The organism is Nostoc sp. (assembly GCF_036917975.1).
Lineage (GTDB): Bacteria > Cyanobacteriota > Cyanobacteriia > Cyanobacteriales > Nostocaceae > Nostoc.
The window spans coordinates 14,273-27,518 of sequence record NZ_JBALEJ010000062.1 but is presented as its reverse complement, the minus strand read 5'-3'; the positions used below and the strand labels follow the sequence as shown (position 1 = coordinate 27,518).

Sequence of the window (13,246 nt, the reverse complement as noted above, 5' to 3'; positions counted from 1 at the left end):
TGTTAATTTAATTTTTTCTGAAAAATTGACCAACTCATCCGAATGTTTCCATAGGTGGAAACAAACTCTAAATCGTAAGCTTTCACAGCATTCTCATTAGTAATCGCAAAATCGGCTAAACCCTGCATTACCTGCATCGCTGAATCGCTGGTAGAAGGAGACAAATCTACTTGTATTTGTGTTTGATCTTGAGCATCTGGTAAGAGTTTCGTTAACAAAGGTAGCGGAGCCGGATGAGTAACAATTCTAGAACCTTTGAAAGCTACCTCTTTATTTTTTTTCTTAGCTAATCCATAGACTGGAGTAGGAAATATAAAAACGAAGCCTAACTCAAAATTAGGCTCCATGTAAAACTCATTAACTCGGTCGTAAGCATGAGGAACTAAAGCCATATCTACCTTGTCTTGCAGCAAAGCTTCTCTGACTTCTGTAAAAGTATCAAATAACTGAGTTGATACAGTTACTTGTTCTGAATTTAGATGGTTAGTTATGTGTTTGGCAGCGTAGTCACTACTAGTCGCAGCAGGTCCCAAAGTACCTATGACTAAATTTTTGGAAGGAGGGATACGAGGTTGAAATTCAATCTGAAATTCCAGCATAGTTTTTCCTAAGTGATGATCATGATCTTTTTTGGTGACGAGTTATTGGCAGCTTGGTATAAATAGCCTCCTGAAACTTAGCCACGTCAAATTCAGCAATGCTGAATATTCCTAGCTTTTCAAATACCCGCGATGAAACACTATCTTGTGTAATATAGTTAACGCGAATGTCCTCATGTAAAGATTCAAGTAAAAGTTGGATGTTAGCTAGGCGTGCGTCTGCAATGGCTTTAGTGTTAGGTGCATCTGGATCAAGTGGATGACCGTAACTACGAACGTGAAAACGACATTCACGAGGGCCTGCGGGAACTAACGAAAAAACTTGGACGTGTTCGGGAAACACGCTCAAAGACATAGGCATTGGTGTCTGCTCTTGAGACGACATGGAACAGAAAGCCGAGTAACATAGAGGCTCAGGCAAAGATTGGGTGCTAGTTGCAATATCTTGTAGCTGCTTCTCACGCTCCCAGGAATGCCGCGCTACAGTTTTCATGCTGTGATAGTATGTCCACTCAATTGGGGTTAAGCTCTGTGAAGGTGGATCACGATGGGGGATAATCATGCCATTGATTCCCTCACAATCGCTTGAAACCCCAAATCGCCGGGTGAGTCCTTTATGCATCATTGGGAAGTGGTAATCTTCAAGAAAGTTTTCCCACAGCAATTTATAATCAACCTCCACATTAATGTCATACCGACCCGGCCCACCAATGGGTTGCATATCTTGAAGTTTGTAGGGGTCTAATAAGTGGGGTTGATACCAGGTATCAGCTAGTCTCGAACCTTCCCAAGTAAAGCGGATGAAAATAAATCCGTAAAAAACTTCAATATCAATGGGTTCTAAACCGTAATTGGGCAAACCAAAGTGAGGATAATTGCCTCGCTCTCTGACATCCTTGAGTTTTCCCGCAAATATTCCGCCATCCGTACCCCGAATCACATAAGCTCGTTCACCAATAATGTCTAGCCAAGTGAAGTTACCCGCTTTTGGAACTTCATTCAGATGGCAAACAAACTGCCAGGTCGGTTTTATCAGGTGTTCTACTTCTAGAGCAAATAGTTCTGCATCGCCATAAATCCAAATAGGTAATGCTTCCCTTCTTTCATTAGATGCACCCGACTCTAAGCATTTCACACTATCAGCATCAACCTGGGTAAACTCTTTCAAAGTCAGGTGTTTTTGAACCTCGCCACTGTAAACTTGCTGAAGTACTTGATTAAGTTCTGGTGTTGATGAATTATGATCTATAGTCAAAATGGCTTGTTTGAGTTCCCCAATCAATGACTCAAGCAACAAATTGCTTGACAAAAGTACCTCTGTGCCTTGTATCTTTTGTTGTTGCTCGATGTCTACAATCAGATGTTTTAGCTGTTCCTCTAGATAACCAATCCTGAGCCAAAGGCGGATTTCTTCGGGGAGTGATGCAGTTTCCCCTTCTGCATAACCTGGACTTACAGAATCTAGCAGTTTAGCGATGGCAAAGCCCTCCGTAGGCATCGCTAAACCAATATTTTGCTCGGTGTCAGTTTGTGGTGCTTGAAGAATATGACTATTATTACTCGAACTGTTCCCCACAAGCTTGGCAAAAACTGCCTGATTCTCATCAATTTTTACCTCCACCTCTTGCAAACTATAATTTTTGAGGTCAAAATCAACACCAAATTCTCCTCTATTTGCCCCTGGAGCATTCTTACAGCGCCCATCTATACCAAATCCCCATCCATGATAAGGACAAAGAACCGATTTATCTGTCCCAAGACAACCATGACCTTCAAAAACGGGTGCTTGACGGTGAGTGCAGACGTTGAGAAAAACGCGAATTGTGCCGTTTACTTGGCGCACGGCCACCAGTGGTTCCTGAAAAATCTGAACAGTGACAAAATCTCCTGGGTGAGGAATTTCTGCTAATTGACAAATAAAATACCAATTTTTTGATAGTTCTGATGGTTCAACAGTAATTGAACGAATTATTTTAGCAACAAAATAATCTCTAACAGTTTTAAGATTAACTTTTGTATGATTAACTTGATTATATTTATTTACTACATCTGCCAAATGCTCATGCGCTTGCTCAATGGCAGGATCACCCCTTCCATTTAACAAGGCTGCAACAAAATTATTCCATGCTAATTGAGACTTATGAGCAGTAGCGATCGCTGTAGCAACAAGGCTATATTGTTGTCGGCCAATTTCCACAAAAAGCTGACATATTGCTTTCTGTTTTACTAAAGACATTTCACTTTTTTCCTACTTTTAATGACATTAACAAATAGGTTGCTAATAGCCAGTAAATAATAAAATTGGCTATTAGCAAAACTTAAGATTAATCTTCAAAAATCGGTTCAGGGATGATAGGCACTGGATGATCTAAACGATAGGCATTCCAAGGTCTAGTAAAAGCTTCTCGCTTCAAGTCTGAAAACAGTGCTAGTTGTTGATGAAAAAGATTTTCATAATAGTCTAACTCTTTTTTTAAATAATAAGGAGCTTTTTCTCCATACAATTTCACAAACATTCTGTAAGTATTATAATGTTTAGTGGCTACATCCTCTGAGTAAGACATCAAATCGTCTTCAATATCATTTAAAACTTCTAAAGGCCACATCAATTTCAACTCGTCATTTAATTCCTCATGTAGATAATTCAGACCTAGCATCTTCATTAAAGTACAATGTAAAACTCGATAGTCAGAAGATCGCAACTCCTCTGCTTTTCTAATCATGGCATGGGTAATATGAGAAGTTTTTAATAACTGCGTTTCTAGCTCAAAATAATCTCCGAGCTTATTCAAAAAATATTCAACTTTGAAATGTTTGATATTAAATTCTTCTAGTACAGATAAAATAATTTTTTGTTTGGATTCCCAGGGAGAATTTGAAAATTCGTGATGATAAGCTTCGCTTTGAATTTGTTCGACTTCTTCATCAGTTTGATAAACTAGAGCTTCAATAAATCCTAGTATGGGATAGAATCGAAAGAAATCATTCATTGATAGATTATAAATTGGGAAGTAGTAAAGTACAAACTCCCGGATTACTCGACAAGAACGCCGCATACTTTGATATGAAATACAAGGAATTTTGTAAGCAGTTTCAGCAAACAAAATTTCCTTTTCAAGCAAGCCGGTAACTACAGGTTTGGAGATTTTCATAAAAGACATAGGATTTGTTATTTAATAGTGGGTAAAAAATCAGAAAAACACGTTTTCTCAGCGTGAACGACTTCATTCAATTTCTACTAGCAGTTCGTCCAAAGCTTCTTGACTAAACTCAACTTCTGGGAAATCTGAAGGAGTATAGCCACCTGCATCTGGAGATAAACAGTGAGCAATAATAGTTTCTAAGGCTTCTATATACTGATTAGCCAGCTTTTCTACAGTCGCCCAGGAATGAAAATGCTCGCTATATTGCCACTCTAGTTTCAGCCTTCCTTCCACAACTAATCCATTTACGGTTAACAAATGGCTACGCTGTCCTTTGGGGCTGTGAATAGAACCGCTAGATTCTTGGGCATATTTCCATCCCAGGGTTGCTAACTGGGTTTGATCGAATTGACCCAAGTAGTTAAAGCTTAATTCAGCTTGGGGGAAGGCTTTTAATTGATTGCTCTCATCTGAGCTAAGATAGCGCCAGATGCCATAGCTAATACCCCTGTTGGGAATACGTCGCAGTTGCTCCTTTACTGACTTGATAACCTCTCCAGGATCGTTGCGATCCTCAAGTTTTAACAGCACGGGGAATATACTGGTAAACCAGCCTACAGTGCGGGACAAGTCCACATCCTCAAACAAGTCCTCTCGTCCATGACCTTCTAAGTCAATCAGTAGGGAGTAAGAACCAGTCCAACGAGTGAAGGTCTGCACTAATGCCGTTAGCAGCACATCGTTAATTTGGGTGTTATAGGCTCCAGGAACATCCTGCAACAGGGCGCGAGTCTGTTCTACACTCAGGTATACAGACACAATCCGACTAGAAGCTACAGTGTTATCTTGGGCAACAGCAGCATAATCCAACGGTAAAGGAGCAATTGGGAACCGCATTGAGTCCAGCCAATAATCTAGCTGTGCATGGAGTTCTGGACTGCGGGCATAATCCTGCAATCTAATTGCCCAATCCTTAAAGGAAGTTGTTTTTGCGGGTAGTTGGATACTTTTGCCAACTTCTAATTGTTTGTATGCCTCAGATAAGTCTTCTAGCAAAATCCGCCACGAGATGCCATCGACAGCCAAGTGATGGATGACGATAAGTAAACGTGCGGGGGAATTGCCTAAGTTAAACAGAATGACCCGCATCAGCGACCCATCTGTTAAATTCAGCGTCCTTTGTGCTGCCTCTGCCCTGAGTGCGATCGCATTTAATTGTTCTGCTGGGGACAGATATGATAAATCTGCAATGCCCAGCGATACTTTATCGCTGGCATCACTGTTGTACTGCTGCCATTGCCCCTCCTGCTGCACAAACCGCAGGCGTAAAGCATCGTGATGGTGCAGTAACTTTTGTAGTGCCTGCTTTAATAATTCCGGTTGCAAATTTGCGGGAACTTCTAGCAGGAAGGATTGGTTAAAGTGATGAGGTTCCAGCAGGTTTTGCTCAAAGAACCACTTCTGAATCGGTGTTAGAGGGACAACCCCTGTAACTAAACCTTGTTCTGATTTAACCGAATTTATTATACCAGCAACAGTAGCTAATTCAGCAATTGTTTGCTGTTGAAATAATTGTTTGGGAGTCAGTTTGAGTCCAGCTTGATTGGCTTTGGCAATAATTTGCATACTAATTATAGAGTCTCCACCCAATTCAAAGAAGTTATCGTGGATACCAACTTGTTTTAGTACTAAAACATCCCGCCAAATGTTGGCCAAAATTTCTTCAGTGTGGGTGTGGGGGGAGACAAAGCCAGTGGATTCATCGGACTCGAACTCTGGTACTGGTAATGCCCGACGGTCTACCTTGCCATTGGGGGTAATGGGCAGAACTTCTAGAACTGTGAAGGATGCAGGAACCATGTAATTAGGGAGCTTTGACTTGAGAAACAGGCGTAGCTCATTACTGGTAGGCTGTGTCAGTTCTGGAATGATATATGCTGCCAAATTCTTTACACCGGGTATATCTTCCCTGGCAATTACAACAGCATCCCGGACCTGGGGATGTTGAGTCAAAGTCGCCTCAATTTCCGAAAGTTCGATGCGGAAGCCGCGAATCTTCACTTGGTGATCAATGCGACCCAAAAATTCTATATTGCCATCGGCTTGGTAGCGAACTAAATCGCCCGTGCGATAAAGTCGTTCTTGAGGTGCGAAAGGGTTAGGAATGAAGCGTTCTGTTGTCAAGTCGGGACGGTGGAGATAACCCCGTGCCAAGCTTTCACCACCGATGTACAATTCGCCAGTCACACCAATGGGTACAGGCTGTAATAGGGAATCTAGTATATAAACTTGGGTATTTGCGATCGCTCGACCAATCGTAGGTGGTAAGTAGGCTTGTTGTCTTTTAGGAACAGTACCGGATGTTGCGACTACAGTATTTTCTGTTGGCCCGTAATTATTCACCACCTCAAAAGGATGAGAAGTTGAAGGATACTGATGAAGTTGATCTCCACCTGTGAGCAAAGTTCGCAAAGCAGCATTGGCCGGCCAATTTAATGACAGAATTTTCTCGGCCATTGGTGTCGGGAGGAAAGTAATAGTTATTGCCTTTGATAACAACCAGTCTCGCAGTTGTTCAGGATCAAGCCGGGTTTCATCATCGGGAAAGTGAATGCTAGCTCCCGCCGTCAGATAAGGCCAGATTTCCCAACCGCAAGCGTCAAATGCTACTCCAGCAACTTGTGTTACTCGATCGAGAGACAACACTGCAAAAGCTTGTTGATGCCAAAAGACGAGATTTAACAATCCTCGATGTTCAATTTGCACTCCTTTAGGTCTGCCGGTAGAACCAGAGGTATAAATCACATAAGCTAGATTGTTGGTTGTGACTGTGTGGAGTAAATTTTCTGTTCTTGTGCTGGAAATGTCGCTATCAAGACAAACTACCCGCGCTTGATGTGGCGGTAAGGTTGCAACCAAACTTTCCTGGGTTAACAGCACCGATACCTGAGCATCTTCTAGCATGAACGCCAACCGCTCTTGGGGATATGCGGGGTCAAGCGGTAGGTATGCCCCACCAGCCTTGAGTATGCCCAACAATCCGACCACCATTAAGGGCGATCGCTCGACGCAAATTCCCACCAATACCTCTGGTTTTACCCCCAGCGATCGCAAATAATGCGCCAACTGATTTGCGCGATCGCTCAACTCCTGGTATGTGAGGGACTCATTCTCATAGACGACTGCGATCGCATTTGGTGTTTTTTCTACCTGTTCCTCAAATAACTCATGGATGCATTTGCTCTGAGGATAAGACCTATAAGTATCATTCCATTCCACTAACAACTGATGTCGCTCCGGCTGACTCAGCAGTGGTAATTCACCAATAGCTTGATTCGGATTAGCAATAATCGCTGCTAACAAAGTCTGGAAATGACTTGTCATCCTAGTAATAGTATCTGGCTCAAATAGGTCGCTGTTATATTCCCACGAACCTATCAGTCCCGCTTTTGTCTCCCAAACGGCCAAGGTCAAATCAAACTGAGATGTACCACGTTCTACAAATTGAGGAGTTAGGGTTACATCGGGCAATTCTAATGTATCCAACAAGAAATTCTCTAAGACAAACACCACTTGGAATAGGGGATTGTAGCTGAGAGAACGTTCTGGTTGCAATGCTTCTACCACTTGTTCAAAGGGAACATCTTGGTGAGTGTAAGCGGATGTTGCAACTTGTCGCACTTGAGAGAGAAACTCACTAAAACTCGGATTTCCTTTGATTTGGTTACGCAGTACCAATGTATTGACAAAAAAGCCAATTAATGATTCTAATTCTCTACGGTTGCGGTTGGCAATGGGGCTACCAATGCAGATATCATCTTGACCACTGTAGCGAAAAATTAAAACCGCAAAAGCCGCTAGTAGGGTATGAAATAGGGTAGCTCCTGACTGTTGGCTGAAGCTTTTGATTTGCTTGCTCAAATTCTGGTCAATTTGAAATTCCTGGGTAGCACCACAGAAAGTCTGAACGGCGGGGCGTGGTTTATCTGTGGGTAGTTCTAATAAGGGTGGCGCATCGGCTAACTGTTGCTTCCAGTAATTTAGTTGCTGTTTTTGAATTGCCTCAGTCAACCACTGTCGTTGCCAAACTGCAAAATCAGCATACTGGATGGACAACTCAGCCAAAAGCAAAGGGGAATTAAGAATAAAACCTCGGTAGAGATTGGACAACTCTTGGATGAATATCCCCATTGACCAACCATCTGTGATGATATGGTGCATAATCAACACCAACACATGGGACTCTGATCCCAGCCTTAGTAAAGTAACCCGCAACAAAGGGGCATTACTCAAATCAAAAGGTTGGCGAGCTTCTTTTGTGACAATCTGTTGTACTTCTGCTTCTTCTAAGCCTTGCAAGTCCAGCACTGGTATGTTGATTGTCAAGCTAGGAGAGATGACTTGCACGGGTTTCCCGTCAACTGCGGGAAATGTTGTCCGTAAAATTTCGTGGCGGCGAATGATTTCGTTGATACTCTGTTCAAGAGCTTCTACGTTGAGTACACCTGCAACGCGCAGCTGTAAACCCTCGTTATAAAATGGGCTTTGGCTTTCTAATTGATAGAGAAACCACATCCTCTGCTGGGCAAAGGATAAAGGCAACTCCCTAGAGCGTTCTATAGATGGTATTGGCTCAAAGAAGGAGTCTGTTGCAGTCTTAGCTTCTTCTAGAAAAGCCAGGATTTCTGATTTGCGCCCTAGCAGTTTGCTTTTCAGGTCTGGGTTCATCACTCCCTTGGGAGCGCGATAATTTAACTGGTCGCCTTCCAGCCAAACTTTGATGCCTAAACTATTTAAATAAGAGACAAATTCTATTGTTGTCATTTATAACACCCCTCCCTCATATTCTGGTTCTGCGTCATCAAAAGCGACATTCCACTTGTTGACGACAGTTAGCAGCGCCTCCAGACTTTCTCCCAAACCAGCTACGGTAGGGGATGCAAAAAAACGATTGGGCGACAATTCAACAGAAAAAGTCTCGCGCAACCGAGAAATGACTTGGAAGGCTAACAAAGAATTTCCTCCTAGTTCAAAGAAGTTGTCGTGAATGCCGATTTGGGGTATGCCTAAAACTTCTTGCCAGGTTTGGGCTATTTGCCGTTCCGTTTCGTTGCGGGGAGCGATGGCGCAAGCGCCCGCCGAAGGCATCGCTTCTGTACGAGTCATCCCCCTAGCTAGTAAATCTCGATTAATTTCGCCACTAGCAGTGAGGGGCATTTCTGAGAGTTGCACGAAGTCGCAGTTAACGGTGGTTGTGAAGCGATCGCGCACCGTAAAATCTGATAACTCTGGTACAGCAGCACCGTTATGTGTAGTGAAATAGGCAGTTAATTTCTGTAACCCCGGAAAATCCGAGGTAAAACGCCGAATTTTGGCATTGCTACCATCTAACCCGACTATCATCTGTCCTTGATGATGATATAAACCAGCCAAGAAGGAAGATAACCCTTGTTGCAGACTCATCTCATAAAAGCCTTGAGCTTGGGTGATTTCTTGCCTCTGATAACCCTTGTTGATCCCGGTATCACGCCAAATTGTCCAGGCAAAGCAATAGTTGTGCAACTCACCAACAGAACGCTGGTATTGATTAAAGCTTTCCAAAAAATTGTTAGCCGCAGCATAAGCAGAAATAGTAGCGCCACCAAAGAAACTCGCCAAAGACGAAAAGCTAATGAAAACCCCCTTTCCTTGCTTGTTTAGAACCTGATGCAGCACCCAAGCACCTAACACTTTGGGACGTAAAATAGCAGCTAAACTCTCTGGTGTTTCATCCACTAACATTTGTTCGTGATAAGTTCCCGCCAGATGAATCACCCCATCTAGCTGACTTCCCCAGTTAGCCTTGACTTTTGACACCACTTGTTGAACACCTTGAAAGTCGCAGATATCCACTGTTTCATAAACCACCGTTCCCAACTGCTTTAATTCCTGATAAAGCTTGACTTTTTCTAATATTTCCCTAGAGACATTGGATGTAATATATTCACTTGGTAAACGAGTCCGACCTACTAATAATAATTTGGCGTTAAAAGACTTAATTAGATATTTAGCAATTTCAATTCCCACGCCCCCAAGTCCACCACTTATCAGATACATTCCCCCTGATTTAAAGGGAAGTTCTTGTTTTGGTTTGTCTTGCAGATTAACTTTTTCTAAACCTGCAATTAAACGCTGTCCATTCCGATAAGCAACTTCTTGCTCTTTTGATAAAACTTCGAGTTCTTGCAGAATATAATTCCCATCAACTTGTACCGAATTTGGTACTAAATCAATGTGGCGACAATTTAACCAGGGTATTTCCTGGGGAATAGTTTTAATTGCTCCCAAAACTGGAGATTTTTCATAAGCTATTTTGTCTGTTGCTTGTGCAAACTGGGTGTAGCTAGAAACAAATAATAATTGAACTAAATCTTGAATTTCCTGAGTTTTTGCTAAAGCTTGCACAAGAAATAATAAACTATAAGTTCCCTGTATTTGGGCTATTTCCAGAGCATCTAGGCTGGTGATTTCTCCCCTATACTCCTGATAATTACACAAATGAAGAATTTGACCAATAGTCTGATTGTCTGCCTTTATCGTCTCAAATAATCTTTGATAATGGTCTGCATTACCAGGAGCTAAAGAGAAATAATTAGGGCTTTTTTTAGAAAAATCATATCCAGGTGAAATGCAAATATAGGGCAGATTTTGCTGTTCTAGTTGCTGACAAATAAATGCTCCCAATCCTAAATCGTCGAGGAATATTATAGTCAGAGAATTTTTGAATAACGTCTTCAAAGCCTTGGCTTGCTTGGGTCGCCAGACTTTTTGATAGAACCAATTAGGAATAGTATTAGTATTATTTAGTAAGATATCAAACCGTTTGAGAATTGAGTTAAACTCACCTGCATGGAAGCGATCGCTAAGTTGCAATCGCTGGATTTTACCAATAACTGTTTTGGGAATATCTTCTTTAGCTAATAAAATTAAATAATCAGGATTCAACCCGATTTTACTAACAACTGTATGACGAATTTTCTTCAGCAATTCTAATAGTTTTTGGTCTTCCGTAATCGGTGAGCTGAAGAAGATAGCTAGTTTCTCGGTTGCACCATCAGCATTACTAACTGCACAAGCGGCGGTGTAGGAAACTTCAATTTCGGCAATTTCTTCAACTACTGCTTCAATTTCATGACTGTAGTAGTTAGCTCCATTAATAATAATAGTTTCTTTAGCACGACCAGTAACTACTAATTGTCCATTAGCAATAAATCCTAAATCGCCAGTATCAAACCAACCATCTTGTAAAAAGGATTGACTGTTGGCATTTTGGTTGTTGTAATATCCCGGAGAAACGGCATCACCTTGAACTTGCAAACGCCCTATAGTATCTTCTCTTAATACAGAGTTTTGTTCGTCTAAGATGCGAATGGTAATTCCCGGAATGACTGAGCCTAAATCGGTAAAAGTATTATAATTTGGATGGTCTATTTCTACTCGTTGAATAGTACCTTGCAAGATAGATTTATCTATTCTATGGAACAACAAAGGTGCTTCTTTAATAGGCTGATAATATGTAATTCCTGAACCCATCTCAGCCATGCCAAAAGCCGGTCGAATTGCCGTTGCTTTGAGTCTGTATGCAACTAAATTTTCTCGAAAATCCTCCACAGCTTTACTAGATACAGCTTCACCAGCTGTCAGTAGAAATTTCACGCAGGATAAGTCCCAACTCTGTTCTGATTCTTGTTTGAGAGAATCATTAACTATAGAGTATGCAAAGTTAGGCGCCCAGCTATGAGTAATGCGGTATTTATGAATCAAATCCAACCAATTGAGGATGCGACCCAAGATATATTCTTTTTGGGCATAAACCAGCGTGCAACCTGCTTCCACAGCCCGGATATGCCAATCGGAAATGCTGCCAATGTGATCGAATGGCAGCCAATTCAAAATCATATCTTCTCGCTCATGCTGATTGAGTTGGTTAGCCCCTCTAGCACGAGAAATTAGATTCTTATGAGTCAATTGAACGCATTTTGGTATTCCTGTACTTCCAGAAGTCAGGTTGAAAAGAGCTACCTCATCTGGTTGACTATGATAATATTGTTTGCTGGCAGTATTGTTTTTTAATACTTCAATTGTGCCTATTTTTATGCGTTCTGCTGGTAGCCATTGCGATAGGAATTCTATCTCTGGTTTGAGAGCTTCTGTAGTTAAGATGACTGGACTATCTAAGAACTGCCAAATATGACAAAGCTTATCTACCACCTTGTTCGATTCTCTATAAGTCGGTGGGACTTCCATGATTACGGGGACAAAGCCTCCCAATATGCAGCCCCAAAAGGTGGGAATAATATCACAGCTAAGTTCCATCTGCAAGATGACTTTGTTGGTTGGCTTGAGTCCCAACTTTCTCAAACCAGCAAGAATCTGCTCTGCAACTTCCAGTAACTCAGTGTATGATTGGCGTAGTTCTGTGCCATCGGGCAACAGATAAATAATTCCCGCACTTTTAACCTGTTGCGCGGCTCTTTGCAAAACTTCGGGCAAGGTAATAGGTGCATAGGGATCGTCCGGGAGAATACTGCCGTGGCTAATGGCAAGTGGCTTTGGCTCTAAGAAATGTTGTTGTGTATCTGGTTGGGAATCTCTGGGAATTGGGGCAACGTTAGCGATGGGCAAAGCCCCGCCTCCCGCGATCGCGTTTTTGTCTTGCCAATCTGGGATTAAATCTGATAAATGAAGTGAGGGGATATTCTTTTTCAACTCCTGCACCACTACCACTGCTTGTTCAATTTTGTGATGAGAGTTAAGTTGCTTTTCTACTTGCTCAATTAAACTTTCATCAATAATAGGAATGTTTATCAGAGCCAATTCGTCTACCTCTCCTGTGGCAGTTAAAGGTATATTTGACACTGGTACTACGGCTTTGGGTAATAATGTTTCCCCGGACACATTTTGAAGATAAGAACAAATTTGCTTTAGCGAGTTATTTGAGCTTGAAACAATATATAGTATGACTTCCGGTGGATATGTTTTATTCACAATCACTGTGCATTCGTTTAATGGAGCTTCCTCCAATAAAACTAATTCAAACTTAGTTTTAAGTTGCTGTATTTTATTCAAATATAAACTCTCTTCTTCTAAAAAACTCATTTTTTACACTCTTTACCATAATACTTAAAAATTACAAGTCTATACTTACTAATCTATAATTTAGGCAAACGAGAAACTATTGCAAAATATAAATTTTGCTTTTGTTTTATATCAATATAATTCATAAGTAGCCTTTTTTTGTTACATCAATTTACTATAGATAATATTTAGAAATTATTGTTCTATTAAAGGACAAATTTTATGAAATTAGTCTGTTTGACCTAAATCTTTTAAATAATCTCAGTTTTATCAATAAAATGCAATAGCAGTTAAGACAGTTAAGTAGATAATAAGGTGGAATTTAAGAAAATTAAGAAAATTAAGAAAATTAAGAAATTTAAGAAAGTAGATAAACACAATTAAACC

General features: G+C 41.1%; 5 protein-coding genes. All 5 read right to left on the bottom strand.

Annotation, left to right across the window (positions count from 1 at the left end):
• Positions 1-2: 2 nt before the first annotated feature.
• The 5 genes from V7K76_RS24590 to V7K76_RS24570 all read right to left on the bottom strand — a co-directional run bounded on the left by V7K76_RS24590 (position 3) and on the right by V7K76_RS24570 (position 12,880).
• Entirely contained in the window at positions 3-599 is a 597-nt protein-coding gene (locus V7K76_RS24590) for a LysR family transcriptional regulator (RefSeq protein WP_334777479.1), read from the bottom strand.
• 19 nt (positions 600-618) lie between these two features.
• Entirely contained in the window at positions 619-2,835 is a 2,217-nt protein-coding gene (locus tag V7K76_RS24585) for a Rieske 2Fe-2S domain-containing protein (protein WP_334777480.1), read from the bottom strand.
• Between the two features lie 88 nt (positions 2,836-2,923).
• On the bottom strand, positions 2,924-3,751 hold the full coding sequence (locus V7K76_RS24580) for a hypothetical protein (protein ID WP_335030110.1): 828 nt from the start codon (positions 3,749-3,751) through the stop codon (positions 2,924-2,926).
• A gap of 72 nt (positions 3,752-3,823) precedes the next feature.
• Complete coding sequence (locus V7K76_RS24575; protein ID WP_334777482.1) at positions 3,824-8,566, bottom strand: amino acid adenylation domain-containing protein; 4,743 nt, start codon at positions 8,564-8,566, stop codon at positions 3,824-3,826.
• Entirely contained in the window at positions 8,567-12,880 is a 4,314-nt protein-coding gene (locus tag V7K76_RS24570; RefSeq protein WP_334777483.1) for an SDR family NAD(P)-dependent oxidoreductase, read from the bottom strand.
• Positions 12,881-13,246 lie beyond the last annotated feature (366 nt).

What these genes read in the sequence shown, in the direction of transcription:
- V7K76_RS24590 (WP_334777479.1), bottom strand. Translation starts at nt 599, where the DNA reads ATGCTGGAATTTCAGATTGAATTTCAACCTCGTATCCCTCCTTCCAAA.
- V7K76_RS24585 (WP_334777480.1), bottom strand. Translation starts at nt 2,835, where the DNA reads ATGTCTTTAGTAAAACAGAAAGCAATATGTCAGCTTTTTGTGGAAATT.
- V7K76_RS24580 (WP_335030110.1), bottom strand. Translation starts at nt 3,751, where the DNA reads ATGAAAATCTCCAAACCTGTAGTTACCGGCTTGCTTGAAAAGGAAATT.
- V7K76_RS24575 (WP_334777482.1), bottom strand. Translation starts at nt 8,566, where the DNA reads ATGACAACAATAGAATTTGTCTCTTATTTAAATAGTTTAGGCATCAAA.
- V7K76_RS24570 (WP_334777483.1), bottom strand. Translation starts at nt 12,880, where the DNA reads ATGAGTTTTTTAGAAGAAGAGAGTTTATATTTGAATAAAATACAGCAA.